The sequence below is a fragment of the Gordonia sp. SGD-V-85 genome, assembly GCF_001456905.1.
Taxonomy (GTDB): domain Bacteria; phylum Actinomycetota; class Actinomycetes; order Mycobacteriales; family Mycobacteriaceae; genus Gordonia; species Gordonia hongkongensis.
The window spans coordinates 143332-169095 of the sequence record NZ_LNQO01000002.1; the positions used below are offsets into that span (position 1 = coordinate 143332).

The 25764-nt window shown below is 68.9% G+C and carries 25 protein-coding genes; 22 read left to right on the forward strand and 3 right to left on the reverse strand.

The genetic code is table 11. The annotated features are described in order from the left end of the window. Positions 1-29 precede the first annotated feature (29 nt). The 19 genes from smc to AS181_RS02790 all read left to right on the forward strand — a co-directional run bounded on the left by smc (position 30) and on the right by AS181_RS02790 (position 19582). Positions 30-3638: a chromosome segregation protein SMC gene (gene smc / locus AS181_RS02700; protein WP_058250073.1), complete on the forward strand. Its 3609-nt coding sequence runs from the start codon at positions 30-32 to the stop codon at positions 3636-3638. Then, a complete protein-coding gene (gene ftsY, locus AS181_RS02705) occupies positions 3635-5221 on the forward strand; it encodes a signal recognition particle-docking protein FtsY (RefSeq protein WP_058250074.1) in 1587 nt (528 codons plus the stop codon). The genes smc and ftsY overlap by 4 nt, the downstream gene beginning before the upstream one ends. 231 nt (positions 5222-5452) lie before the next feature. Continuing rightward, a complete protein-coding gene (locus AS181_RS02710; protein ID WP_175404251.1) occupies positions 5453-6805 on the forward strand; it encodes an ammonium transporter in 1353 nt (450 codons plus the stop codon). 50 nt (positions 6806-6855) lie between these two features. Next, the gene (locus AS181_RS02715) at positions 6856-7194 is read left to right on the forward strand and encodes a P-II family nitrogen regulator (RefSeq protein ID WP_004572306.1); all 339 of its coding nucleotides are present in this window, start codon (positions 6856-6858) and stop codon (positions 7192-7194) included. Between the two features lie 113 nt (positions 7195-7307). Further along, positions 7308-9848, forward strand: a complete 2541-nt coding sequence (locus tag AS181_RS02720) for a [protein-PII] uridylyltransferase (protein WP_058250076.1) — start codon at positions 7308-7310, stop codon at positions 9846-9848. Positions 9849-9886: 38 nt separating this feature from the next. Then, complete coding sequence (ffh, locus tag AS181_RS02725) at positions 9887-11452, forward strand: signal recognition particle protein (protein WP_058250077.1); 1566 nt, start codon at positions 9887-9889, stop codon at positions 11450-11452. Between the two features lie 26 nt (positions 11453-11478). Beyond that, the gene (locus AS181_RS02730) at positions 11479-12549 is read left to right on the forward strand and encodes an amidohydrolase family protein (protein ID WP_058250295.1); all 1071 of its coding nucleotides are present in this window, start codon (positions 11479-11481) and stop codon (positions 12547-12549) included. Positions 12550-13006: 457 nt separating this feature from the next. Further along, positions 13007-13444 (forward strand): 30S ribosomal protein S16, encoded by a 438-nt coding sequence (gene rpsP / locus AS181_RS02735; protein WP_058250078.1) that lies wholly within the window; start codon positions 13007-13009, stop codon positions 13442-13444. Further along, positions 13441-13683, forward strand: coding sequence for an RNA-binding protein (locus AS181_RS02740; RefSeq protein WP_004572301.1), 243 nt, complete (start codon positions 13441-13443; stop codon positions 13681-13683). The genes rpsP and AS181_RS02740 overlap by 4 nt, the downstream gene beginning before the upstream one ends. 26 nt (positions 13684-13709) lie before the next feature. After that, complete coding sequence (gene rimM / locus AS181_RS02745) at positions 13710-14243, forward strand: ribosome maturation factor RimM (protein WP_058250079.1); 534 nt, start codon at positions 13710-13712, stop codon at positions 14241-14243. Next, the gene (gene trmD, locus AS181_RS02750; protein WP_058250080.1) at positions 14243-14962 is read left to right on the forward strand and encodes a tRNA (guanosine(37)-N1)-methyltransferase TrmD; all 720 of its coding nucleotides are present in this window, start codon (positions 14243-14245) and stop codon (positions 14960-14962) included. The genes rimM and trmD overlap by 1 nt, the downstream gene beginning before the upstream one ends. 41 nt (positions 14963-15003) lie before the next feature. Then, a complete protein-coding gene (locus AS181_RS02755; RefSeq protein ID WP_058250081.1) occupies positions 15004-15348 on the forward strand; it encodes a YbaB/EbfC family nucleoid-associated protein in 345 nt (114 codons plus the stop codon). After that, positions 15335-15685: a hypothetical protein gene (locus AS181_RS02760; RefSeq protein WP_058250082.1), complete on the forward strand. Its 351-nt coding sequence runs from the start codon at positions 15335-15337 to the stop codon at positions 15683-15685. The genes AS181_RS02755 and AS181_RS02760 overlap by 14 nt, the downstream gene beginning before the upstream one ends. Next, positions 15682-16656, forward strand: a complete 975-nt coding sequence (locus tag AS181_RS02765; protein WP_058250083.1) for a hypothetical protein — start codon at positions 15682-15684, stop codon at positions 16654-16656. Before AS181_RS02760 ends, AS181_RS02765 begins: the two co-directional genes overlap by 4 nt. Before the next feature lie 195 nt (positions 16657-16851). Beyond that, on the forward strand, positions 16852-17193 hold the full coding sequence (rplS, locus tag AS181_RS02770; protein ID WP_004572295.1) for a 50S ribosomal protein L19: 342 nt from the start codon (positions 16852-16854) through the stop codon (positions 17191-17193). Between the two features lie 18 nt (positions 17194-17211). Further along, the gene (lepB, locus tag AS181_RS02775; RefSeq protein ID WP_058250084.1) at positions 17212-18072 is read left to right on the forward strand and encodes a signal peptidase I; all 861 of its coding nucleotides are present in this window, start codon (positions 17212-17214) and stop codon (positions 18070-18072) included. A gap of 7 nt (positions 18073-18079) precedes the next feature. Further along, a complete protein-coding gene (locus tag AS181_RS02780; RefSeq protein WP_058250085.1) occupies positions 18080-18769 on the forward strand; it encodes a ribonuclease HII in 690 nt (229 codons plus the stop codon). Beyond that, positions 18766-19077: a DUF2469 domain-containing protein gene (locus AS181_RS02785; RefSeq protein WP_004572292.1), complete on the forward strand. Its 312-nt coding sequence runs from the start codon at positions 18766-18768 to the stop codon at positions 19075-19077. Before AS181_RS02780 ends, AS181_RS02785 begins: the two co-directional genes overlap by 4 nt. Before the next feature lie 100 nt (positions 19078-19177). Continuing rightward, entirely contained in the window at positions 19178-19582 is a 405-nt protein-coding gene (locus AS181_RS02790; RefSeq protein ID WP_058250086.1) for a YraN family protein, read from the forward strand. A gap of 9 nt (positions 19583-19591) precedes the next feature. Here AS181_RS02790 and AS181_RS02795 read toward each other — a convergent pair whose 3' ends face one another. Then, positions 19592-20941 (reverse strand): DUF4185 domain-containing protein, encoded by a 1350-nt coding sequence (locus tag AS181_RS02795; protein WP_058250087.1) that lies wholly within the window; start codon positions 20939-20941, stop codon positions 19592-19594. A gap of 99 nt (positions 20942-21040) precedes the next feature. Next, complete coding sequence (bluB, locus tag AS181_RS02800; protein WP_058250088.1) at positions 21041-21679, reverse strand: 5,6-dimethylbenzimidazole synthase; 639 nt, start codon at positions 21677-21679, stop codon at positions 21041-21043. 191 nt (positions 21680-21870) lie between these two features. Between bluB and AS181_RS02805 the strand changes: the two genes are divergently transcribed. The 3 genes from AS181_RS02805 (at position 21871) to dprA (ending at position 25024) form a co-directional block, all read left to right on the forward strand. Further along, a complete protein-coding gene (locus AS181_RS02805; RefSeq protein WP_058250089.1) occupies positions 21871-22242 on the forward strand; it encodes a hypothetical protein in 372 nt (123 codons plus the stop codon). A gap of 131 nt (positions 22243-22373) precedes the next feature. Beyond that, a complete protein-coding gene (locus tag AS181_RS02810; RefSeq protein WP_058250090.1) occupies positions 22374-23882 on the forward strand; it encodes a YifB family Mg chelatase-like AAA ATPase in 1509 nt (502 codons plus the stop codon). Then, positions 23882-25024: a DNA-processing protein DprA gene (gene dprA / locus AS181_RS02815; protein ID WP_058250296.1), complete on the forward strand. Its 1143-nt coding sequence runs from the start codon at positions 23882-23884 to the stop codon at positions 25022-25024. The genes AS181_RS02810 and dprA overlap by 1 nt, the downstream gene beginning before the upstream one ends. A 2-nt stretch (positions 25025-25026) precedes the next feature. On the opposite strand, the gene AS181_RS02820 is transcribed toward dprA, so the two are convergent. Then, a complete protein-coding gene (locus AS181_RS02820; protein ID WP_058250091.1) occupies positions 25027-25605 on the reverse strand; it encodes a TetR/AcrR family transcriptional regulator in 579 nt (192 codons plus the stop codon). Between the last annotated feature and the right edge of the window lie 159 nt (positions 25606-25764).

Here is a 25764-nt window from a genome sequence, read left to right on the forward strand (position 1 = left end):
CGTCGCGATGGTGAGTAGTCTGTACCGTCGTGCACCTCAAAAGCCTGACCCTGAAGGGCTTCAAGTCGTTCGCCTCGGCGACGACCCTGCGCTTCGAGCCGGGTATCACGTGCGTCGTCGGTCCCAACGGCTCCGGTAAGTCGAACGTCGTCGACGCCCTGACCTGGGTGATGGGCGAGCAGGGAGCGAAAGCGCTGCGCGGCGGGAAGATGCAGGACGTCATCTTCGCCGGCACCTCGGGCCGTCCTCCGCTGGGCCGCGCCGAGGTCACCCTCACCATCGACAACGCCGACGGTGCGCTGCCGATCGAGTACTCCGAGGTGTCCATCACGCGCCGGATGTTCCGCGACGGCGCCGGCGAGTACGAGATCAACGGCAGTTCCTGTCGCCTGATGGACGTGCAGGAGCTGCTGTCGGACTCCGGTATCGGTCGCGAGATGCACGTGATCGTCGGCCAGGGGCGGTTGTCGGCGATCCTCGAGTCCCGGCCCGAGGACCGCCGCGCGTTCATCGAAGAGGCGGCCGGGGTCCTCAAACACCGCAAGCGCAAGGAAAAAGCGGTCCGCAAGCTCGACGCGATGCAGGCCAACCTGGCGCGTCTGAACGATCTGACGGCCGAACTCCGTCGTCAGCTCAAACCACTGGGACGCCAGGCCGAGGTCGCCCGCCGGGCCCAGACCGTCCAGGCCGATCTCCGCGACGCACGGTTGCGCCTGGCCGCCGACGACCTCGTCACCCGCCGCGCCGAGATGGCCGAACACGCCGCCGTCGAGGACGAGGTCCGGCGTCGGCAGGACGAGGTGGCCGCCGAACTCGACCGTGCGAACGCGGAAGTGACCGAACACGAACAGCATCTCGCCGAGATCACGCCCGCCGCGGCCGCGGCCAACCGCGCCTGGTTCCGGTTGTCGGCGCTCGCCGAGCGCGTCGACGCGACCCGCCGGGTGGCCGCCGAACGCAGCCGGTACCTCAGCGAGCCGTCGAGCGAGGCGTCCGGGCCCGACCCGGAGGAGCTCGACGAGCAGGCCCTCGAGGCCGCCGAACTCGAAGCCGAGCTGACCGAGGGTGTCGAGATCGCCGCCGAACAGCTCGAGAGCGCCCGCGAGGTGCTCGGCGAACGCGAGTCGATCGCGGAGGCCGCGGAGGCGGCTCACCTCGCGGCTGTCCGGGCCATCGCCGACCGTCGCGAGGGTCTGGCGCGCCTCGAAGGGCAGGTGGACAACCTCCGGACGCGTTCGGAGTCGGTCGACGCCGAGGCGCAGCGCCTCACCGCGGCCATCTCGGCCGCCACCGAACGCGCCGAAGTCGCAGTCACGCAACAGGATTCGGCGGCAAGCGAGCTGGCACAGCTGGAAGCCGCCGAACAGGCGCTCGACGAACACCACGAACGATGCGTGGCCGCGCTGAACCTGTCCAACGAGCGCGTGGCCACCTTGCAGGCCGCACACCGCGACGCCGAGCACGCCATCGCCTCCTTGTCGGCCCGGGTGGACGCACTCGCCATGGGACTCGAGCGGGGCGACGGCGGCGCATGGCTCCTGGAGAACGCGCCCGACGGCCTGCTCGGACCGATGTCGGAGCTGGTCACGGTCGAAGCGGGTTTCGAGACGGCCATCGCCGGGGCGCTCGGACCCGCCGTGGACGGCATCGTCACCGTGGACGGGATCGCCGCGGTGCGGGCGCTGGCGGCCCTGAAGTCGGGCGACGGGGGACGGGCCGCGCTGATTTGCGGCGGACTCACCGGCCCGGACCGATCGAGCGACGTCGCGCTGCCCGACGGGGCGAGGTGGGCGGCCTCGGTGGTCGACACCCGCCCGGAGATCCGCGGTGCGATCGACACCGTCCTGGCCGACACCGTCATCGTCGACGACCCTGCGCAGGGGCTCGAACTCGCCCGCCGTCTCGGCGTGCGCGCGGTGACGCCCGCCGGCGACCGCATCTCGGCGGCGTCGGTCGAGGGCGGTTCGTCACGCCGCCCCTCCACGCTGGAGGTCCAGTCGGCGATCGATGCGGCGACCGCCGAACTCGCCTCGACCCGCAGGCGCGTCGAAGAACTCGAGGCGGCGCTCGCCGGTGCGCTCACCGAGCAGCACGATCGGCGGGAGGCGGCCGAGGAGGCGCTCGCGGCGCTGCACGAGTCCGACGCCGGCGTCGGCGCCGCTTATGAGCAGATGGCCCGGCTGGGCCAGGAGATCAGAGCCTCGCGTGCCGAGGCCGACAAGCTGACCCGACAGCGCAACCTGCTCGAGAAGGGCCGCGAGGAAACCCTCGAGAACCTGCAGGAACTCACCGAGCGATTGCGTCTCGCCCGCGATGAGTCCGAGGTGGGGACCGAGATGTCCGCCGACGACACCGACCGCGCGAACGCCGCGACCGCCGTCGGCGTGGCACGCAGCGCCGAGATGGAGGCGCGCCTGACCTTGCGGACAGCCGAGGAACGCCTGGCATCCGTCCGGGGCAAGGCGGACTCGCTGCGGCGGGCCGCACAGCGCGAGCGCGAGGCACGCGAGCGGGCTCGTCGGCAGGACGAGATCCGACGCCAGGCCGCGGGCGTGGCGGCAGCCGTCGAACGCGCCGGTGCACAGGTCAGTGAACGTCTCGCCGCGGCGGTGGCCTCGGCGCAGGCCGGGCGCGACGAACTCGAGGAGATCCGGACCGCCCGCACCGCGACCCTCGACGCGCTCCGGGTCCGGGCGGGCGAACTGACGACCACGCTCAATTCGCTGCGCGACACCGTCCACCGCGATGAGGTGGCGCGGGCCCAGGTCGCGCTGCGGATCGAACAGCTCGAGGAACAGGTCCTCGAGACCTTCGCGATGGCGCCCGACGATCTGATCGCCGAATACGGTCCCGACGTGCCGATGCCCCCGTCGGCGTTGGAGATGGCCGAGTACGAGCAGGCCCGGGAACGCGGCGAGCAGGTCGTCGCACCGGCCCCGATGCCCTACAACCGGGCGACGCAGGAGGCCCGCGCCAAGAAGGCGCAGAAGGATCTCAACACGCTCGGCAAGGTGAACCCGCTGGCGCTCGAGGAGTTCGCCGCTCTCGAAGAGCGGTACAACTTCCTGTCGTCGCAGCTCGAGGACGTCAAGGCGGCCCGCAAGGACCTCCTCGACGTCGTGGAAGAGGTCGACGCCCGGATTCTGCAGGTGTTCACCGAGGCGTACGCCGACGTGGAACGCGAGTTCGGCCAGGTCTTCCAGACCCTGTTCCCCGGCGGCGAGGGCCGGCTCGTCCTGACCGAACCCGGCGACATGCTCACGACGGGCATCGAGGTCGAGGCCCGCCCGCCCGGTAAGAAGGTCAAGAGGCTCTCGCTGTTGTCGGGCGGGGAAAAGTCCCTGACGGCGGTCGCGATGCTGGTGGCGATCTTCCGCGCGCGACCGTCGCCGTTCTACGTCATGGACGAGGTCGAGGCCGCGCTCGACGACACCAACCTGCGGCGACTGATCACGTTGTTCGCCCAACTGCGCGAGAAGTCGCAGCTCATCGTCATCACCCACCAGAAGCCCACGATGGAGGTCGCGGATGCGCTCTACGGAGTCAGCATGCGCGGCGACGGCATCACGACGGTCATCTCGCAACGCATGCGCGGAGTGAACATGCCCGTCGGTCAACAGGAGGACACCAGCCAGTGAACACCGGAATCATCATCGGCATCGTCGTCGCGGTGCTCGTCGTGATCGCGCTGATCGTGCTCGGGCTGGTGCTGTCGCGCCGCCGGCGCATCTCGCTGACCGACGAGCGGCAACCGGAGATCGTCGACGGGACGACCCGCCAGGTCGACCGGTCCGGGGGCTACCAGGCCGGATCGGGGTTCAGCTTCAGTCGCGGGGAGGCCGCGGGTGACACCGCCCTCGCGGAACCGCCGCGACGGAGGCCGGAACCCCCGGCTCCGGAGTCTGCGACGCCGGCGCCCGAGGTGGTCCGGCCGCCCGGAGAGCGCACCGATGTCGACGGTCAGCCGGGCGTCGGTGACGACCCCGCGGTGCCGCGGGATTCGATCCGGCGCGGCGTCACCGAGGTGTCGCTGCCCGAGCCGGACACCACCGAACCCGAGACCGCAGAACCTGCCACCGCCCGCCCCGAAACCGTCGAGCCGGAAACCGTCGAGCCCGAGACGGCGGAGCCCGACGTCGCCGAGCCCGCGTCCGCTACTGCCGCACCCGCGCAACCCGAGGTCGCCGAGCCCGAGGTCGCCGAACCCGAACCGGCCACCGCCGAGCCGGCAACGACCGAGCCCGGGACCCGGGTACCCGACGATGTCGCGGAGGCGACCACCGCGCCGCCGCTGGACGAGATCGCGCCGACGGCGGGCCGGATCGGTCGTCTGCGCGGCCGGCTGTCCCGGTCACAGGGCGCGATCGGCAAGGGTGTGCTGGGCCTGCTGGGCGCCGGCGATCTCGACGAGGACAGCTGGGAGGAGATCGAGGACACGCTGGTGATGGCCGATCTCGGTGCGTCCACGACGGCCACCGTCGTCGAGACGCTGCGCACCGAGCTCGCGGCCAACCCGGTCCGCACCGCGGGGGAGGCCCGGGCGTTGCTCAAGCGGGTCCTGGTCGAGCAGCTCGACCCGACGCTCGACCGGTCGATCCGGGCGCTGCCACACGCGGGTCGTCCCGCCGTCGTCCTGGTAGTTGGCGTCAACGGCACCGGCAAGACCACCACGACCGGCAAGCTGGCGCGCGTCCTGGTCGCCGACGGGCGTCGTGTCCTGCTCGGCGCGGCGGATACGTTCCGCGCGGCCGCCGCCGACCAGCTGCAGACGTGGGGCGAGCGGGTCGGCGCCGAGATCGTGCGCGGCAAGGAACAGGCCGATCCCGCCGCCGTCGCATTCGACGCCGTCGACCGGGGCATCGAGAGCGGCGTCGACGTGGTCATGATCGACACCGCCGGCCGGCTGCACACCAAGACCGGCCTGATGGACGAGCTGGGCAAGGTCAAGCGCGTCGTGGAGAAGAAGGCGCCGGTCGACGAGGTGCTGCTGGTGCTCGACGCGACCGTCGGACAGAACGGACTGATGCAGGCCCGGGTGTTCGCCGAGGTCGTCAACATCACCGGCGTGGTGCTGACCAAGCTGGACGGCACCGCCAAGGGCGGCATCGTGTTCCATGTCCAGAAGGAACTCGGCGTGCCGGTCAAGCTCGTCGGACTGGGGGAGGGCGCGGACGACCTCGCGCCCTTCGAACCGGACGCATTCGTCGACGCCCTCCTCTGACGCCGGCGGACGCTGCCGTGAAGTCGGGATCTGTGATCGGAAATGTCGGGTCAGACATCGGCCGCCGAGTCTGAGAGACAGCTCAGAGCCGAACTGGGATGTTACATGGGCGAAATACAAACCGCCCAGGGGGTTACGCGCCCGAAACGTCAGGGCACCACGGCCGAAACCGACTGCCGACAATCTCTTTGGAGGCGCCGAGCCGTCGGCGCATCCTGAGGAGGTTTCGTAGTGGAGTTGGCTCAGTTGCCAAACGAATCGTTTGGCCCGATCGACACGGGTAACACGGCATTCATGCTCGTGTCGGCCGCGCTCGTGTTGCTGATGACCCCAGGCCTCGCGTTCTTCTACGGGGGGTTGGCGCGAGGCAAGTCCGTCCTGAACATGATGATGATGTCCTTCGGAGCACTCGCGTCGATCAGCGTCGTGTACGTGCTGTGGGGCTTCTCGATGTCGTTCAGCGACGGGATCACCGGCGGCAGCGACATCGGCGGCATCTTCGCGAACCCGTTCGCGCTCTTCGGGTCCGACCAGCTGATGAGCACCATCGGCGAGGGCGACACCGAGATGTACGTCACCGGCGGCCTGACCATCCCGGCGATCGTCTTCATGGGGTTCCAGCTGACCTTCGCGGTCATCACCGTCGCCCTCATCAGCGGTGCGCTCGCCGAACGCGTCAAGTTCTCCACCTGGATGGTCTTCACCGTCCTGTGGGCGACGATCGTGTACTTTCCGCTGTCCCACATGGTTTGGGGCGGGCTCGTCGGTGGCGGCGGCCTCCTCGGCGGCGGTGAGGACGGTCTGGCGGCCAAGATGTTCGGGACCGACGAGGAAGGTGCGGCCAACGTCGCGCCGATCGACTTCGCCGGTGGCACGGTCGTGCACATCAACGCCGGTATCGCGGCGCTGGTCCTGGTTCTCATCATCGGCAAGCGCGTCGGCTTCGGCCGCACCGCCTACCGTCCGCACAACATCCCGTTCGTGATGCTGGGCGCAGCACTTCTCTGGTTCGGCTGGTTCGGGTTCAACGTCGGCTCCGAGCTGGGCGCCGATCTGCTCGCCGGTCAGGTGTGGGTCAACACCACCGCTGCCACCGCCGCGGCGATCCTCGGCTGGCTCGCGGTGGAGATCATCCGTGACAAGCACGCCACCAGCGTCGGCGCCGCCTCGGGTGTGGTCGCCGGTCTGGTCGCCATCACCCCCGCGTGTGGTTCGCTGACCCCGGTCGGCTCGCTCATCCTCGGTGTCATCGCGGGTGCTCTCGCCGCCGTCGCGATCGGCCTGAAGAACAAGTTCGGCTACGACGACTCGCTCGACGTCGTCGGTGTCCACCTCGTCGCCGGCCTCTGGGGCACGGTGGCCATCGGCCTGATCGGCGAGGACGTGGGCCTCTTCTGGGGCGGAGATTACAAGCAGCTGGTGGTCCAGGTCGTGATCGCCTTGTTCGCCCTCGTGTTCACCGGTGTTCTCACCGCGATCATCGCCCTGGTGCTCAAGCCGCTGGGTTGGCGCGTCAGCGACGAGGACGAGAAGAGCGGCATCGACGAGGCGGAACACGCCGAGACGGCCTATGAGCTGGCATGACGCTCGAAGCCATTCGCTACTACGCTGAATCCTGTGGAGAGGGATAACTAATGAAGCTGATCACTGCAATCGTCAAGCCGTTCACGCTCGAGGATGTCAAAGCCGGGTTGGAGCAGGCCGGCATCCTGGGCATGACCGTGAGTGAGGTCCAGGGCTACGGCCGCCAGAAGGGTCACACCGAGGTCTATCGCGGCGCCGAGTACTCGGTCGACTTCGTACCCAAGGTCCGCGTCGAGGTCGTGGTGGACGACGCCGCCGTGGACAAGGTCGTCGACGTGATCGTCGAGGCCGCCCGGACCGGCAAGATCGGTGACGGCAAGGTGTGGGTCTCGCCGGTCGAGTCCGTGGTTCGCGTCCGAACCGGCGAGCGCGGTGGCGACGCACTGTAGCGAGCCCGCCGAGGCGTCGACGAAATCCCGGTGAACGGCCCCGTGCCCGACGACCAGTCGGGCGCGGGGCCGTCGGAGTTCCACACCTCGTGTTCCCTTCTCTCCCACACACTTTGGAGGCAGTCGTAAGCGCCGCAGACCTGGCCAAGACCCGACGGCAACTCACCGAATCCGGCCGATCGGGAAAACTCGACGCACCGGCACTGCGCCAGGTGCTCGTCGACCTGCACGAATTCTGGCTGACCAGCAAGGGCGCCGAACTCGGCATCAAGCCGCACAGCGGGTTCGCGATCGTCGCCGTGGGCGGACTCGGTCGCGGTGAGATGCTCCCGTATTCCGACCTCGATCTGATCCTGCTGCACGACGACATGCCCGCCGAGCGGGTGTCCGAGGTCGCCGACGGACTCTGGTACCCGTTGTGGGACGCCAACATTCCGCTCGACCACAGTGTGCGGACGGTGCCGCAGGCGCTGCAGGTCGCCGGCGACGACGTCACCGCGGCCCTCGGCCTCCTCGAGGCGCGCCACATCGCCGGCGACGAGGATCTGTCCACGTTGCTGATCGGCGGGGTCCGCCAGCAGTGGCGCAACGACATCCGCAATCGGTTCCCCGAGGTGGTCACGCACGCGCAGGACCGCTGGCGGCGCGCCGGCGACATCGCACATCGCGCCGAACCCGACCTCAAGAGCGGCCGGGGAGGCCTGCGTGACGTCCAGCTCCTGGGGGCGCTGGCGATCGCCCAGCTCACCAGCGGGATGGCGAGCCTGCGACCCGATTCGCCCGGTGCCGGACCGCAGGTCGCCTACACGCGGCTCCTCGACATCCGTACCGAACTGCACCGCATCGCCGGGCGTCCCCGCGAGCACGTGCAGGCCCAGGACGCCGACGAGATCGGGGCGGCCCTCCGGATCGGGGACCGGTTCGATCTCGCCCGCGTCATCAGCGACTCGGCCCGCACCATCAGTTACTCCATCGACGTCGGCCTGCGGACCGCGGGCAACGCCCTGCCGCGTCGCGGTCTGGCCAAGCTGCGGCGTTCGCCGCTGCGCCGCCCGCTCGACGAGGGCGTCGTCGAGCACAGCGGAGAGATCGTGTTGGCGCGCAACGCGATTCCGAGCAAAGACCCGGGACTCATCCTGCGGGTCGCCGCCGCGTCGGCCCGAACCGGCCTGCCGATCAGCGCGTCGACGCTGAGCAGGCTGGCCGATTACGCGCCGGAACTGCGTGAGCCGTGGCCGGCCGAGGCGCTCAGCGACCTGCTGGTCCTGCTCAGTTCGGGACATCACATGGTCGACCCGATCGAGGCGCTCGACCGCACCGGCCTGTGGGGCCGGCTCCTGCCGGAATGGGGTGCGGTGCGCGACCTCCCGCCGCGCGATGCCATCCACACCTGGACCGTCGACCGGCATCTCGTGGAAACCGCGGCGTACGCGAGTGCGATGACGACCCGGGTGTCCCGGCCCGACCTGCTCGTCCTCGGTGCGTTGATCCACGACCTCGGCAAGGGTCGGGGTGCCGACCACAGCATCGTCGGCGCCGATCTGGCGGTTCAGGTCGGCAACCGGTTCGGTCTCTGGCCGCAGGATGTGGCGATCCTCTCCGACATGGTGCGACACCACCTGCTGCTGCCGCAGGTCGCCACCCGCCGGGACCTCGACGACCCGGCCACCGCCGAGTCGGTCGCCGACACCCTGGGACACAACCGGGTGCTGTTGGAACTGCTTGCCGCACTTGCCGAAGCGGATTCGCTGGCCACCGGCCCGGGGGTGTGGGGGGAGTGGAAGGCCTCGCTCATCCACGACCTCGTCCGCCGGTCGATGCGACTCATCGACGGCGAAGAGCCGAGCGCGCCCGAGCCGCTGACGGCCGAGGACCTGGCCACGGCGGCGGAAGGGGACTACGCGGTCCGGCTCGTCCGGGCCGACGGGCAACACACGTACCGCGTCACCATGGTGGCGCCTGATCAACCCGGCCTGCTGTCGAAGATGGCCGGGGTCCTCGCCCTGGGCGGGTTGCGGTCCCACTCGGCGTGTGCCCAGAGCGCCGACGGCAAGGCGATCAACTCGTTCCTTGTCGTCCCGATGTTCGGCAGTCCGCCCGATGCCGGCCTGTTGCGCCAGCAGCTGATCGCGGCCGTCGACGGCAAGATCGACGTCCTCGCGCGGCTCGACGCGCGCGAGCGGGACTCGCCGATCCCGACGATCGGCACCGTCACCACGATTCCCGGCACCGTGGTGACCATCGGCGCCAGCGCCGGGAGCACCGATCCCGAGGTCGACGGGGCCGGGCATCCGAAGAACGCGGTACCCGCGCTCTTCGCCGTGGCGCCACCGCGGGTGACGTGGCTGGACGCCCCGGAGGGGGAAGCGGTGCTGGAGGTCCGTTCCGACGACCGGATCGGCCTGCTCAGCCGGGTCAGTGCCATCCTGGAACGCCACGGCGCCGACATCCGGTGGGCCAAGGTGGCGACCCTGGGCGCCACCGGGGTCGACATCTTCGGCCTGCGGCTGGCGACCGACACCGAGGACGCACGGGCAAAGCTGGCCGAGGCCGTCGTCGCGGTCTGCCCGCCGCCGCAGCCGGCGCGCGAGGAGGACGGCGACGGACCGCAGTCCTACGGCGGGACGGGACGGTCCGGAGTGCCGATCTCCTAGATGTTCCGTCTCGGGACCCGCATGGAAGGATGGGACCCATGTTCGATTCCCTCTCCGACCGGTTGAACGGTGCCCTGAAGGATCTGCGTGGCAAGGGGCGGCTGTCCGACGCCGACATCGACCGCACCTGCCGCGAGATCCGGCTCGCCCTGCTCGAGGCGGACGTCTCGCTCGCGGTGGTCCGGTCCTTCATCGCCCGGATCAAGGAGCGCGCCAAGGGTGCCGAGGTCTCCGCGGCACTCAACCCGGCGCAGACGGTCGTCAAGATCGTCAACGAGGAACTCATCGGAATCCTCGGCGGGGAGACGCGGCGGGTGCGGTTCGCCAAGAACCCCCCGACCGTCATCATGTTGGCCGGTCTCCAGGGTGCCGGTAAGACGACACTTGCCGGAAAGCTGGGCAACTGGCTCAAGCAGCAGGGTCACACGCCGCTGCTCGTCGCCTGTGACCTGCAGCGTCCGGGCGCGGTCTCCCAGCTGCAGATCGTCGGCGAGCGCGCCGGCGTGCCGGTCTTCGCGCCGCATCCGGGCACGAGCGTCGGCGGCGAGGGTGTGCTCGGTGTGACCTCGGGCGATCCGGTCTCGGTCGCGCAGGCCGGTGTCGACGAGGCGCGGAGCAAGCACTACGACGTGGTGGTCATCGACACCGCCGGCCGGCTCGGCATCGACGCCGAACTGATGAAGCAGGCGTCGGACATCCGCGACGCCACCTCGCCCGACGAGGTGCTGTTCGTCGTCGACGCGATGATCGGTCAGGACGCCGTCACCACCGCCGAGGCCTTCCAGGAGGGTGTGGGATTCACCGGCGTCGTGCTCACCAAGCTCGACGGCGATGCGCGCGGCGGTGCGGCGTTGTCGGTACGCGAGGTGACCGGCCAACCGATCATGTTCGCGTCCTCGGGCGAGAAGCTCGAGGACTTCGACGTCTTCCATCCCGACCGCATGGCCAGCCGCATCCTCGGCATGGGCGACGTGTTGTCGCTCATCGAGCAGGCCGAACAGCACTGGGATGCGCAGCAGGCCGAGGCCGCGGCCGCCAAGATCACCCAGGGCGAGCTGACCCTCGAGGACTTCCTCGAGCAGATGCTGATGATCCGCAAGATGGGTCCCATCGGCAACATCCTGGGGATGCTGCCCGGCGCCGGTCAGATGAAGGACGTGCTGTCGCAGGTCGACGACAAGCAGCTCGATCGCGTGCAGGCGATCATCCGCGGCATGACCCCCGCCGAGCGCGACAACCCGAAGATCATCAACGCCTCTCGCCGGATCCGGATCGCCAACGGGTCGGGTGTGACCGTCAGCGAGGTCAACCAGCTCGTCGACCGGTTCTTCGAGGCCCGCAAGATGATGGCGCAGATGTCGGGTCGCATGGGCATGGGTGCGATGAACCGCAAGTCCAACCGCAAGGGCAAGAAGGGCAAGAAGGGGAAGGGTCGCGGCCCCACCCCGCCGAAGGCGGCGCGCGGCGGCTTCCCGGGTATGCCCGGAGGCATGCCGGCCGGGTTCCCGGACCTGTCGAACATGCCGGCCGGTCTCGATCAGCTGCCCCCGGGTCTCGAGGGCATCGACGTGTCGCAGTTCCAGCAGCCCAAGAAGAAGAAATGACGGTGGGTGGCCCGGAACAGGGTGCAATGGCCCGCCACTACCGGGGCACCGATCCGCTCACGTCCGAACCGGTCGAGTTCTGGGTGTCCGACGACACCATCAGCCTCACCGCGGTTCCCGACGCCGAGACGGCAGTCGACGGTGGCTGGATTCTGCCGGGCCTCGTCGACGCCCACAATCACGCGGGGATCGCGCCGGGCCTCGGGGTCGACATCGAGCAGGCCCGTGGGTACGCCTACGCCGATGCGCGCGCCGGCACCCTGCTGATCCGCGAGGTCGGGTCGCCGCTCGACACGCACCCACTCGACGACGACCCCGCCTGCCCGCGCTTCATCCGCTCGGGCAAGCACATCGCCCGGCCCAAGCGGTATCTGCGCGACTACGGCGTCGACCTCGACGATCCGGACGAACTCGCGGCCGAGGTGGCCCGGCAGGCGCAGGCCGGCGACGGCTGGGTGAAGATCGTGGGCGACTGGATCGACCGCGAGGTCGGCGACCTGGCCCCGTTGTGGACCCGTGCACAGATAGAGGCGGCGGTGGCGGTGGCGCACGAGCACGGCGCCCGGATCACCGCGCACGTCTTCGGAACCGATGCTCTCGTCGACCTGATCGGGGCCGGAGTCGATTGCATCGAGCACGGCACCGGGCTGACTCCCGATCTCGTCGACCAGCTCGTCGACCGCTCGATCGCGTTGGTGCCCACCATGATCCAGGTCGAGAACTTTCCCGGGATCGCCGACGGCGCCGAACGCTTCCCGACCTACGCCGCCCACATGCGCGCCCTGCATGCGGGCGCCCCGGCGGTGTTCGCCGCCGCGCGTGAGGCCGGCGTCGCGATCTTCGCCGGGACCGACGCGGGCGGATTCGTCGAGCACGGACGCATCGTCGACGAGATCGAGGCGCTCTCGGACGTGGGCCTGGGCCCGGCGGGTGCGATTGCGGCGGCGTCGACGAATGCGCGCGCCTGGCTGGGCGCCGACCTCCTGGAGGACGGTCACCGCGCCGACTTCGTCGTGTACGCGGACAACCCGTGCGACGACCTGGGCACGTTGCGACACCCGGTAGCAGTGGTGTCGTCTGGTCGCCACCTCGTGTGAGCAAAGCCGCACGTTAGTGGCTGGTTGCCTTTCTTACCGCCGCGTAACGTAGCAACGGCGTTGCAACGGTTCGGCCAGGACGAACCGGATCAGTCCACCTCGGATCCGCGGCCCGGATCCGAGAGCGCGGGCCCGTCGGAGCCGGGGGTCGAGGGAGGCTCCGGCGGTGTCGCGCATCTGGACGCGGATGAGCCGACACCGACAGAGTGACGGAAGTGACGTTCGGCATGTGGTCGTCCTCGCGGGGTGGGTGACCACATGCCGGTCCATCGGCTGTTCCTTCTGCAGGCCGATCACCGGATTCGGTACTCACCGCCCGGTCTGGCACAATGATTCGCTGGTTCGTCGGATCCGGTCACGGCCGCCCGACGGTCACACCACTACAGACGCAAAACCGGGTCCGCCACTCCGAGCGGATTGCTGAATTGCGCAGTGACCACACGAAAGAGAAGTAGAGATGGCTGTCAAGATCAAGCTCACGCGGCTCGGCAAGATCCGCAACCCGCAGTACCGCATCGTCGTCGCCGACGCCCGTACCCGCCGCAACGGCCGGGTCATCGAGACCATCGGCAAGTACCACCCGAAGGAAGAGCCCTCGCTGATCGAGGTCGACTCCGAGCGCGCGCAGTACTGGCTGGGAGTCGGTGCGCAGCCGACCGAGCCCGTGGCCGCGATCCTCAAGGTGACCGGTGACTGGCAGAAGTTCAAGGGCCTGCCGGGCGCCGAGGGCACCCTGAAGACCGCCGAGCCCAAGCCGTCGAAGCTCGACCTGTTCAACGCCGCGCTCGCCGCCGCCGACAACGAGCCGGTCGCCGCCGCGACCACCCCCAAGAAGAAGGCCGCCAAGAAGGACGACGAGGCCGCCGAGGCTCCCGCCGCCGAGGGTGACGCGTGAGCGCAGTCGTCGCCGACGCGGTCGAGCACCTGGTCCGCGGAATCGTCTCCAACCCCGATGACGTCCGGGTCGACCTCGTCACCGGCCGTCGCGGCCGGCTCGTCGAGGTTCACGTGAACCCCGACGACCTCGGCAAGGTGATCGGTCGCAACGGTCGCACCGCCACCGCGCTGCGTACCCTGGTCTCCGGGATCGGCGGCCGCGGGATGCGCGTCGACATCGTCGACACCGACCGCTGACCGAGAACCCGAACACCGAGCGCATCGTGGATCTCGTCGTCGGCCGTGTGGTCAAGTCACACGGAATCCGTGGTGAGGTCGTCGTGGACGTCCGCACCGACGAGCCCGAGAGCCGTTTCGCTCCGAACTCGGTGCTGCGTGGCCGTCTGCCGCGCGGTGCCGGGGAACGGGATTTCACCGTCACAGCCGCCCGGGATCATTCCGGGCGGCTGTTGGTGTCCCTGGCCGGCGTCGCGGACCGGGATTCCGCAGACGCCCTGCGCGGCACCCTGTTCCTCATCGACAGTTCGCAGGTGGAGCCCTCCGACGACCCGGACGAGTTCTACGACCACGAACTCGAGGGCGTGCCCGTTCAACTCACCGACGGCTCCGCGGTCGGCGTCGTCGAATCGGTCCTGCATCTGCCCGGCGGCGAGTTGCTGTCGGTACGCACCACCGACGACCGTGAGGTGCTGGTGCCGTTCGTGCGCGAGATCGTGCCGAGCGTCGGTCGCGAGCTGATCGTGATCGACCCCCCGGAGGGGCTGCTGGATCCGGATTCGCTCGACGAGGCGCCGTGATGCGTCTCGACGTCGTGTCGATCTTCCCCGAGTACCTCGATCCGCTCCGAGTTGCTTTGCTGGGCAAGGCGATCGACGCCGGACGGATCAGCGTGGCGGTCCACGACCTACGCAACTGGACGCACGACGTCCATCGCAGCGTGGACGACTCGCCGTACGGCGGCGGGCCCGGCATGGTGATGAAACCCGACGTCTGGGGGCCGTGCCTCGATGAGGTGTGCCCCGACGACGCGCTGCTGATCGTGCCGACCCCCGCCGGTGTGCCGTTCACCCAGGAGACCGCGCGTCGCTGGAGCACCGAGCCGCATCTGGTGTTCGCCTGCGGCCGGTATGAGGGTATCGACCAGCGTGTCTTCGACGACGCGGCCCGACGGGTGCGCGTCGAAGAGGTCTCCCTCGGCGACTTCGTCCTCATCGGGGGAGAGGTCGCGGTCATGGCCATGATCGAGGCGACCGTCCGGCTGCTCGACGGCGTACTCGGCAATCCCCGCTCGCATCAGGAGGATTCGTTCTCCGACGGGCTGCTCGAAGGTCCGAGTTACACGCGGCCGGTGTCCTGGCGCGGTCTGGACGTCCCGCCCGTACTCCTCAGTGGCGACCATGCGAAGGTGGCACGCTGGCGTACCGAACAGGCCCTCGAGCGGACGCGCGCGCGCCGGCCTGATCTCCTCCCGGACCCTGTGGACTCCTCCGCGGACCATCCGGGCGATACCGACTAGGATTCGGCAGAGGTTCGACTCGGACGGGGGTCCAGCAGACGATGCAGGGGTATTCGGCCATGGTCGAGGAACTCGACCGGCAACGCACCGAACTCGAACGGGTCCGGAAGTCGTTGTCGCAGCTGACCTCCCGGGCGACCAGTCACGACCGGCTCGTCGCGGTGACGGTCGACGCGCGCGGCCGTGCGGTGGACATCATGATCGAACCCTCCGCATTGCGTCGATACCGCGCGGAGCGACTGTCCGCTCTGCTGACCACGCTGATCGCCGAGGCGGACACCGCGCTGCGCACCAGATCCGCCGACATCCTCTCCGGCGCACCGGATCTGCCGATCGACTACGCCGACGCCCGCCTCGACAGTGTGGTCGCCGATGACCGACCCTGACCTCTCGCCGGCCGCCGACGCCGGTCCCCGGGTCGCCGCCGACCCCGGTGCCGCCGCTGTCGTGGCGACGCGACTGCAGGCAGCGGCGGCGGAACTCACGGCGATACAGACCGAGCTCGCCGCCCTGCTCATCGACGTCGACATGGCAGTAGGCACCGGGAAATCGGCGGGTGCGTTCCGGGCGGGGTTCTCGCCGGCGGCAGCGGCGTCGACGGATCGTCTGCACGACGTCGAGAACCGTCTCGGACAACGCCGCCGCGCCCTCGTCGCCGGCATCGACGACCTCCTCGACCGAGATGCCGAGGCGTCGGCGCGTATCGGCCGGGCCGACGCATGACGGCGCGTGGCGAGGCCGAGCGGATCGCCGAGGAACTGGCCCCGGGGGTGTGGCCGACCGCCGACGCGGCGGCACTGAGCGACTCGGCCCAGCGCGTGCGGGCACTCGCCGAGAGGGTGGCCGGCCTCGCCGAGGCGGTGGCGTCGGTGACCCACTCGTACGCGACGGGGGACTCGACCGCGGGCGGGTTCCACGATGCCGTCGTCGACGGGCTCGGACAGATCGCCGGTGCCGATCTGCCCGGAGCGGCGGAACGGCTGCGCGCGCTCGGGACGTCGCTGGACGCGTATGCCCGGACGGTGATCGACACGCAGCAGCAGATGTCGGTGGTCGCACTGATCGCCGACCGCGATATCCGGCGTGCCGAGGTGAACGCCGCGATCGGTGACGACACGTGGCGGGTCGAGGCCGCGAGCACCGGCCGGATGGCCCTCACCGCGGCGGGGGACGATCACACCGAACGGTCGGGTGAGGCCGGGCAGAGCGCCGCTGCACCCGCGGCGACGAGCGGGATGATGCCGATGATGCCGCTCGGGGCACTGGGTGCGGCGGGTGCGATGACCGCCGGTCTCGGGGGTCTGGCCGGCGCGCGGGTTCGCGCCGACCGCGACGGGATCGGCGCGAACGACCTGACCTGGTTGCGGGGGCGAGCCGAGCGACTCCAGACCATGGTCCCGGCATCGATCGCCGGTTGGTTCCGGACCGCAGTGGGTGTCGGGACCGGTCCGCGGGGAGCCCGGGTGGTCGTCGTCGGGACCAACGACCCGCAGCCCTATCAGCGGGCGGGGGTGGAACTCGCCGACGACGAGGCACTCACCGCCAACGGCCGGGCGCCCGAACTCGCGATCCGCGACCACATGGTGCATGCCGGTGTGACGCCGAGAGCGATCGCCGCGGCGACGCCGATGGAGCCCGCCACCATCTCGGCATTGCAGGCCGACGACGTCGTGATCGTGGCGCCACGAATGTAGCGGCTCCGCGATTTCGTCGGCCCGGGGTGTCTCTGGCACAATAGTCGGGTTGCCTGCCGACGATGCCCCGTGTCCGGGGCTGTCTCTCCGAGACCGCCGGCTGCGACGCCAACGACTCGGAGCACGAACCGGTCGAGCCCACGGGCCGCCAGGTTCCTCTGCTCAACGTTCTCCGCCAGACAAGGACCACGACACATGAACACGCTCGACTTCCTCGACAAGCAGTCCCTCCGCGACGACGTGCCGGACTTCGGCCCCGGTGACACCCTCGACGTCCACGTCAAGGTCATCGAGGGCAGCAAGGAGCGCGTGCAGGTGTTCAAGGGCGTCGTCATCCGTCGTCAGGGCGGCGGCGTGCGCGAGACCTTCACCGTCCGCAAGGTGTCCTTCGGCGTCGGCGTCGAGCGCACCTTCCCGGTGCACAGCCCGAACATCGCCAAGATCGACGTCCTCACCCGCGGTGACGTCCGTCGCGCCAAGCTCTACTACCTGCGCGATCTGCGCGGCAAGGCAGCCAAGATCAAGGAAAAGCGCTGACGCGTCTAACCTGACGAGGTGGCCGACACACAGCGACCCCACGATGCCCCCGACGACGACCGCGCCGACGACGCCAAGCGTCCGTGGAGGTTGAAGACCGACCCGGCCGAATCCGATGCCGACGAGCGCGGCAAGCGCAAGTCCGGCTCGGGTTCGCTCCTGCGCGAAGTCGTCATCATCGTGGGGTGCGTCCTTCTCCTCACCTGGGTGCTGCAGACCTTCATCGGTCGGCAGTACGTCATCCCGTCGGAGTCGATGGAGTCCACCCTCATCGGGTGCGACGGCTGCACCAACGACCGCATCGTGATCGACAAGCTCACGTACCGGTTCGGTGATCCGCAACCCGGCGACGTCGTCGTCTTCAAGGGCCCGTCGGAGTCGTGGAACGGCGCCTGGGTGTCGCCCCGATCGACGAACCCGGTGATGCACAAGGCGCAGGATGCGCTGTCGTGGTTCGGGTTCGCGCCGCCGGACGAGAACAACCTCGTGAAGCGGGTCATCGCGACCGGCGGTCAGACGGTGGAATGTCGCAACGACGAGGGCGTCGGTGTGAAGGTCAACGGTCGCCCGCTGCGCGAGCCCTACATCGACATGAAGCTCCAAGAGGAGACGGTCGCGTCGTTCGGGCCCGGTGTCGCCGGGCCGGGTGACCAGGTACCTCCGTGTCTCGGGCCGGACTTCGGTCCGATCACCGTGCCCGAGGGCAACGTGTGGGTCATGGGTGACAATCGACTGAACTCGCAGGACTCGCGCTACCACGTCGAGGACCAGTACCAGGGCACCGTCCCGGTCAGCGACATCCGCGGCAAGGTCCGGTTCATCATCTACCCCTTCTCGCGGATCGGTGGTGTCGGTTCGTTCAATCCGCAGCAGGGGTGAGACAGCCGTGACGACTCGATGGCCACCCCGCTCACCCGTCCGCCGTGCCGCGGGCCTGCGGACGTTCGAATTCGCCTTGCACCGGCAGGGTCTGGGGCCCGTGGCGGGGGTCGACGAAGCCGGCCGCGGAGCGTGCGCTGGCCCGCTGGTCGTGGCGGCCTGCGTCTTGAAGCCGACGCAGCTCGTCTCCCTCGCCGACCTCGACGACTCGAAACGTCTGACCGAGCGCACCCGCGAGGAGCTGTACCGCTCGGTGACGCGCTACGCGCAGAGCTGGAGTGCGGTGATCATCGAAGCCGCCGAGATCGATCGCATCGGCATCCACGTCGCGAACATCGAGGGCATGCGCCGGGCGGTGGCCGCCCTCGACGTGAAACCGGGGTACGTGCTGTCCGACGGTTTCGCGGTGCCGGGACTGACGGCGCCGTCCCTGCCGGTGATCGGGGGAGACGGGGCGGCCGCGTGCATCGCCGCCGCCAGCATCATCGCCAAGGTCACCCGAGACCGCATCATGGTCGCCATGGACGACGACCTGCCCGGGTACGACTTCGCCATCCACAAGGGCTACAGCACGGCGTTGCACATGTCGCGCATCGACGCCGCCGGCCCCTCACCACAACACCGCATGTCGTACCGTAATGTCGCGGCACGTGTGGTCACCAGCGCAAACGACAACAGGGATAGGCTGACAGGATGAGTGCTGAGGATCTCGAGAAGTACGAAACCGAGATGGAACTCTCTCTGTACCGCGAGTACAAGGACATCGTCGGGCAGTTCACCTACGTGGTGGAGACCGAGCGGCGCTTCTACCTCGCCAACGCGGTCGAGATGATCCCGCGCAACACCGACGGCGAGGTCTACTTCGAACTCCGCATGAGCGATGCCTGGGTGTGGGACATGTACCGCCCGGCGCGGTTCGTCAAGCAGGTCCGCGTGATCACGTTCAAGGACGTCAACATCGAGGAACTCGAGAAGTCGGAACTCCGCCTGCCCGACGAGCCCTGACCACGCGCAATCTGTTGACAACGCCCTGATCGTTCACAGATCAGGGCGTTGCTCGCTTTCGGACGGTCGACGAAATCGGTTCTGCGCGAATCTGATCGGCATGAGTGCACAAGCGCGCGACCATCCTCGCCCCGATCGCCGCGGTCATATCGGCCGGCTCGGTGAGGACGTGGCCGCGGATTACGCTATATCGCTGGGCTGGACTGTCCTGGAGCGCAATTGGCGTACCCGCTATGGCGAACTGGATCTGGTGGCCGCGGATGGGTCGGTCCTGGTGATCGTCGAGGTCAAGACCCGCGCGAGCCGCACGTACGACGATCCGGTCATGGCGGTCACGCCGACGAAGCTCGCCCGGATGCGCCGACTCGCCGGTATGTGGCTGGCGGCGCAGGACCGGCGATGGTCGCAGATCCGGTTCGACGTCGTCAGCGTGCGCCTCGACCAGGCCGCTCCCGACGATCTGGCTCGTGCGCAGGTGCGGCATCACCAGGGTGTGCACGTGTGAGCCCGGATGTCACAGCTTGCTCAGATCGGTCCGGATCAGCATCACGTTGTAATCGCTCCACCGCGACGCGTTGAAGTAGAGCTCCTTCGAATCACCCTGCAGCGCGGGGGAGTTGGGGAGCATCATCGGTCCGTAGACGACGAGCGTACCTCGGGGCACGATGGTCTTCGGCGCACTCCACGGACCTTCGGGATGATCGGCGGTGCGCAGCGTGATGTCGTTGTCGCCATCGAGCATGACGTACTTCTCGAGGTACGGGCTCCAGGCGACCGATAGTTCGGTGACCGGTTGTCGGACGACGACCGCCGAGCCGTCGTCGGGGATCGCGGCGATGTCGTCCACCCAGCCGCGACTCTTCCCGGCCCAGTACTCGTACGCGTCGAGGTCGAGGATGTCCGTGGGTTTGAACCGCGCGAGGAAGGCGGCGCCGAATCGTCCGTTCGGGGTGCCGAACTGGTAGACGTACTCGGCTTCGGGTGTCCCGGGCCGGCCGCGGACGTAGGCGTTCTGCTGGAACTTGCCGTTGTTGAACTCGATCGGACGGAACTCGCCGGGCAGTCGGAGTGAGACCGGAGCATTGATGAGGATCGTGTCCTGGTCGGTGACCCAGGTCTGGCCGTTGTCGTCGGAATGGGCGATCGCCGAGAAGTTGGTGACCCAGTTGCCCGGCGAACCCCACGAGCGCACCGACATGTAGTTGACGTACTGGCGGAAGCCGTCGCCGTGCGGGAGAGAGATGGCCGCCGTCGGGATCGTGGTGACCTCGACATTGGAGATGCCGAGCGACGGGATCAGTTCCTGCGCGTAGTTCGGTTGGCCGGGCGCGATCACCGAACCCGACGTCACGTCGCCTTCGCGACCGGCCGGGACGGAGAGTCCGTTGGCGAGGTTGTCGTCGTCGGTGCGGAGCAGCACGTTGTGCCGCCATTGCTGTCCCGGCGCGTTGCAGTTGCCGAAGGTGTCTCCGAAGGCCATCAGCGTCTGGCCGCGGCCGTTGTCCCAGGAGACGCCGAGATCGGTGCCGCCGATACCGAACCGGCTGAATGTGCGGTTGGCGCTGAGCGGGCCCGTCACCCATCCGACGGTGCGTGATTTGGAACCGACATAGGGGATCAACGGCCGCTGCGGTCCCGGGTTCGGGATGCTCGAGCTGCCCGACGAGCCCTCCGACCCGCTGGAGCCACTCGAGCCGCTGGAACCGCTGGACCCGAAGCCCAGGAAGCTCGAGCCCGTGCTCGCGTTGCCGCACGGCGCGGCGTGCGCGACACCGGCACCGGTCGTCAGCGCGACCGCGGTGCCGCTGAAGGCGATGACCCCGGCGAGGGCCAGTCGGACACTCGTGGTGAGACGGCTCGACACGCGCGTCCTCCAGTTACTCTTGTGACAGAAGTGATTGACGTGACTATTGTTACTTGAGTTGCATGCGGATCGCGCGCTCCGCGGGGTCACGATCTGGTGTCAGCGCACGAAGAAGCGTTCCCCGGCGGACGTCCGTGACTGCCAGCCGACTCGTTCGAGTTCCGGTGTCTCCGAGTCGTGCGCGGGGTAGCCGATACACAGGTAGGCGACCAGCTTCCAGGCCGGCGGTACGGCAAGTGCCTCGGAAACCTCCTCGGGTTCGATGATGGACACCCACCCCACCCCGACGCCTCGGGCCCGCGCAGCCAGCCAGAGTGTGGAGATCGCGGTGACGACCGAATACTCCAGCGTCTCGGGCACTGTCTGTCGGCCGAGTCCCCGGCCCTGCTCGACACCGGGCTCGCAGAACACGGCGAGGTGGACGGGAGCGTCGTCGAGACCGGCGAGCTTGAGCGACGAATACAGCCGTGCTTGTTCGCCCGTATAACCGTCCAGCGCGTCGGCATTGCAGCGAGTGAAGCTGTCGCGCACCGTTTGCCGGGCTGCGGCGGAACGCACCTCGACCCAGCGCCACGGCTGGCTGTTGCCCACGGACGGAGCCAGTTCGGCAGCGTCGAGGATCTCGGGTAGCACGTGGGGTTCAAGTGGTTCGCGGCGGAAGCGACGGACGTCGCGACGCCATCGGAGTAGTCGGTCGAGATCGCCGACGAACGCATCGTCGAAAGTTCCGTCGTCCATCGGTCGTCGAGCGTAGTCCGGGGCCCTCCATGGACGGAGTGGGTCCCTCATGCACGTAGCGACGGCGCTCACGGGTGTGGGGCTGTTGGGTCTGAGTCGATCGACGCGTGGCCGGAATGGGCGATGGCAAATCACTGGACAACCCTTGTCACTGGGAGGACTCTGAATCTCTTCGTCGTCCGGAGGGACAGATGGACGCACACAGCGCACACGCGCTTTCATTGTTCGAGCAGTACGTCACCGACATGTGGGGCGAGCGCTGCGAAACCACCGACCTGGAAGATTTCCCGGAGCTCGAGACTGAAAACAGGTCATCGCGTTGCGGTGTCTGCGTGGCGTGGGAGGAAGCCGACCAGTTCAGGGAATGGCTCTCGGCTACGCCGAAGGACTCGCGATCTGCGCTCTCTTCGAGCACTGTCACCCGTTTCGAGGTCATCGATCACACCACCGGTGGTGAGGGTCGCGCCTACGTGAAGTACGACGTGTCGGCGGAGTTGAGCTACCAGGACGACGGGAGGACGTTGAAAGTGTTCGTGGGAGATCGGAAGGTCGCCGATACGTAGCTTGGCGCGACTGACGTTACGAGCCGACCTGCGCTCGTATAGGACGTGCACAACCGCGAGGTCATCCACAGATCGACTGTGTGAGTGGTTCGGCGCCACCCGCCACGTGTGTTTCCGGTGAGACTGTGCCCATGTTGGGGCAAACACAGGCGGTGGGGCTCAATGCCTTTGTCGCGCAGGTCGTCGACGTGCAGGCGAGTGTGAGTTCGGGTCTGCCGGGGTTCGCGGTGACGGGTAATCCGGATTCGTCGGTTCGGGAGGCGCGGGACCGGGTGCGGGCTGCGATCAAGAACTCCGGGTTCAGTTTTCCCGAGTTGAAGGTGACGGTGGCGTTGTCGCCGGCCGATATGCCGAAGATCGGTCCGGGGTTCGATCTGTCGATGGCCGTGTCCATTCTGGCTGCCACGCAACAGGTGTCGGCGGAGAAGTTGTCGTCGACGGTTTTTCTGGGCGAGCTCGGTCTGGACGGCACCGTGCGGCCGATCCGCGGGGTGTTGCCGGCGGTGATCGCGGCGCGGCAGGAGGGGTATCGACGGGCGGTGGTGCCGATCGAGACCGTTGCCGAGGCGGCGCTCGTCGAGGGGATGGACGTCGGTGGAGCGAGCAGTCTGAAAGAGGTGACGCAGTGGCTGGCCGGTGACCACGTGCTCGACACGGTGCATGCGGCGGCGACGACGCAGGCGCCGCCGGTCCCCGACATGGCCGACGTGGTCGGGCAGCACGAGGCCCGGCATGCGCTCGAGATCGCCGCCGCGGGAGCTCATCACGTCCTGATGACCGGATCGCCGGGGATCGGCAAGACGATGCTCGCGCGGCGGTTGCCGGGCATTCTGCCGCCGCTGGGTCTCGAGGACTCGTTGGAGGTGACGGCGATCCATTCGCTGGTGGGGGAGCTGTCGCCCGGACGTCCGCTGATCACCGAACCGCCGTTCGTCGCCCCGCACCACAGCTCATCGATCACAGCCCTGCTCGGTGGCGGTACCGGATTCGCCCGGCCGGGCGCGGCGTCCAAGGCGCATCGAGGAGTGCTGTTCCTCGACGAGTGCGCCGAGATGAGTGTCAAGTCGCTCGAATCCCTGCGGGAACCCCTCGAGGACGGCGAGGTCCGGGTGCCCCGGCGTGACGGCATGGCGGTCTATCCCGCGCGCTTTCAGCTGATCCTCGCGGCGAACCCGTGTCCGTGCGCGCCCGCCCACGACGTCGACTGCGTCTGCACGGCCGTCGTGCGGCGGCGCTATCTGGGCAAGTTGTCCGGACCGCTGCTGGACCGTGTGGACATCCGCGTGCGGATGGACCCACCGGGCAACACCGCGCTGATGAGCGGTGTCGGGGAGTCGAGTGCCGACGTCCGGGCCCGCGTCACCGCGGCGCGTGCCACTGCGATCGAGCGTTGGTCGGAATTCGGGTGGCGCACCAATGCCGAGGTTCCCGGGTCCGCGCTGCGGCAGCGGTTCCGGCTGCCGCCCGACGTGCTGCGGCCCATCGAACTGTTCCTCCGAGACGGCCGCGTGACGGCCCGCGGTGCCGATCGCGCTCTGCGGCTGGCATGGACCCTAAGCGATCTGAGCGGGTCCGGGCGTCCCGTCGAAGACGATGTCGCACAAGCGCTTCTGTACCGAGACCGAGGAGCGACCTGGTGATCCCCGCCCATCCGTCGGAACCCCGGTCGCCGGAATCCATCGCCTGGGCCTATCTGGCGCGGGTTGCCGAACCGCCGTGCGCCGCGGTCATCGCGCTCGTCGACGACATCGGTCCGGTCGAGGCGGCTGCGGCGATCCGTCGGCGCACCGTGCCCGGCGGCCACGAGACGGTGCTCGCCGCCACCGCGGCTCGGAGCGAATCAGACTGTGCGGTCGACGATCTGGACGCCGCCGAGCGGGTCGGTGCGCGCCTGGTGACCCGTGCCGATCCGGAGTGGCCGGCCTGGTCGTTGCTGGCGCTGGGGCAGGCGGACACGGCCGCGCGCGGAGGCGAACCGCTGGCCCTGTGGGTGCGCGGTCCGGCCCGGCTCGACGACCTCGCCGCAGCGTCGATCGCGTTGATCGGGTCCCGTGCCGCGTCGTCGTATGGCGAACACGTCACGCAGACGCTCGCTTCGGGGTTGTCGGCCCAGGGTTTCGCAGTGCTGTCCGGCGGGGCGTTCGGCATCGACGGCGCCGCTCACCGCGCGGTCGTCGCGGCGGGCGGGGTGACCGCGGCGGTGATGGCGTGTGGCATCGACCGCGACTACCCGGCGTCACACTCGTCGCTGCTGACCGCGATCGCGCGCACGGGCGCGGTGATCAGCGAGTACCCGCCCGGGACGACAGCGGCGAAACATCGGTTCCTCACCCGGAACCGATTGGTCGCCGCGATGAGCGGCGCGACCGTCGTGGTCGAGGCAGGGCGACGGTCCGGCGCGGCGAACACCGCCGCCTGGGCGCGCAAGCTCGGCCGGCCGCTGGGAGCCGTTCCAGGTCCCGTCACCTCGGCGACCTCGGTCGGATGTCACCGGATGATCGCCGACGAGCTCGCCGTACTGGTGTCCGACGTCGCGTCGGTGATCAACCTGGTACGACCCGACGGTGGGGGCGACATCGGCCGCGGCCGCGCGAAACCGACCGACGCGCTCGACGCCGAGCAACTACGGGTCCACGACGCCATTCCCGGCCGGGGTGGAGTGGGGATCGACGAGATCGCGTTCGCCGCCGGCCTCGACATCGGAACCGTCCGCGCGGCGCTCGCGCACCTCGACATCAAGGGGTACGTGCAGAACGTGGACGGACGATGGCGGCTGGCGTGACCTCAGCGGCGGGTGAGGACGTCGATGATGACATGCAGATCCTCGACCGTCGCCTCGTTCAGACGGCCATGAGCGTGGACATAACCGATTCCCGCGTACAGGAGCGTCGTCGCGCGTGCGTGCGCCTCGGCCTCCGAGAACCCGAGTTCGCGCATGGCCGAGATCGCGATCGAGAAGATCCGGCAGTCGAGTGCATCGACGGAGTTCGCGATCGACTCGTCCGTCTGGGCCCAGCGGCGCAGGGCGGACTCCATCGCCCAGCGGCGAGGGTCCGACAGCAGGCGCGCCATCCCCTCGACCCGTTCGACCGGTGGTAGGGCTTCCAGTGCCTCGATCCGGTCGGCCGCCGCCGACTGTGCCCGTCGGCAGTGTTCGGCGAGCGCGGTCTTCAGCGCCCCGATGTCGGTGAAGTGCCAGTAGAAGCTGCCCTTGGTCACACCGAGGCGCGCACTGAGGCGCGAGATCTTGAGGGCGTCGATCCCGTCGTCGACCAGGATCTGGGTCGCGGCCTCCAGCCAGTCCTCCACACTGAGCCGCGAGCCGCGGCGCGGGGTGGACTGGTCCACGGGCTGATCCGGCATGGAGTCACCTCTGGTCGGGTCTCGCGACGTCTGACTTTAGGAATGGCAAAGTCTCAAATTCACATCGCTTGATCGATAGAAAACCTTACAACCGCGGATGGGTGGTTCGCCGCTCTAAAGCTAAGGGTGGCCTAATCTCGTAGGCGTAGGGTTGACCCG

What these genes read in the sequence shown, in the direction of transcription:
- AS181_RS02715 (WP_004572306.1), top strand. Translation starts at nt 6,856, where the DNA reads ATGAAGCTGATCACTGCAATCGTCAAGCCGTTCACGCTCGAGGATGTC.
- ffh (WP_058250077.1), top strand. Translation starts at nt 9,887, where the DNA reads ATGTTCGATTCCCTCTCCGACCGGTTGAACGGTGCCCTGAAGGATCTG.
- AS181_RS02730 (WP_058250295.1), top strand. Translation starts at nt 11,479, where the DNA reads ATGGCCCGCCACTACCGGGGCACCGATCCGCTCACGTCCGAACCGGTC.
- rpsP (WP_058250078.1), top strand. Translation starts at nt 13,007, where the DNA reads ATGGCTGTCAAGATCAAGCTCACGCGGCTCGGCAAGATCCGCAACCCG.
- trmD (WP_058250080.1), top strand. Translation starts at nt 14,243, where the DNA reads ATGCGTCTCGACGTCGTGTCGATCTTCCCCGAGTACCTCGATCCGCTC.
- AS181_RS02755 (WP_058250081.1), top strand. Translation starts at nt 15,004, where the DNA reads ATGCAGGGGTATTCGGCCATGGTCGAGGAACTCGACCGGCAACGCACC.
- AS181_RS02760 (WP_058250082.1), top strand. Translation starts at nt 15,335, where the DNA reads ATGACCGACCCTGACCTCTCGCCGGCCGCCGACGCCGGTCCCCGGGTC.
- AS181_RS02765 (WP_058250083.1), top strand. Translation starts at nt 15,682, where the DNA reads ATGACGGCGCGTGGCGAGGCCGAGCGGATCGCCGAGGAACTGGCCCCG.
- rplS (WP_004572295.1), top strand. Translation starts at nt 16,852, where the DNA reads ATGAACACGCTCGACTTCCTCGACAAGCAGTCCCTCCGCGACGACGTG.
- AS181_RS02785 (WP_004572292.1), top strand. Translation starts at nt 18,766, where the DNA reads ATGAGTGCTGAGGATCTCGAGAAGTACGAAACCGAGATGGAACTCTCT.
- AS181_RS02790 (WP_058250086.1), top strand. Translation starts at nt 19,178, where the DNA reads ATGAGTGCACAAGCGCGCGACCATCCTCGCCCCGATCGCCGCGGTCAT.
- bluB (WP_058250088.1), bottom strand. Translation starts at nt 21,679, where the DNA reads ATGGACGACGGAACTTTCGACGATGCGTTCGTCGGCGATCTCGACCGA.
- AS181_RS02805 (WP_058250089.1), top strand. Translation starts at nt 21,871, where the DNA reads ATGGACGCACACAGCGCACACGCGCTTTCATTGTTCGAGCAGTACGTC.
- AS181_RS02810 (WP_058250090.1), top strand. Translation starts at nt 22,374, where the DNA reads ATGTTGGGGCAAACACAGGCGGTGGGGCTCAATGCCTTTGTCGCGCAG.
- AS181_RS02820 (WP_058250091.1), bottom strand. Translation starts at nt 25,605, where the DNA reads ATGCCGGATCAGCCCGTGGACCAGTCCACCCCGCGCCGCGGCTCGCGG.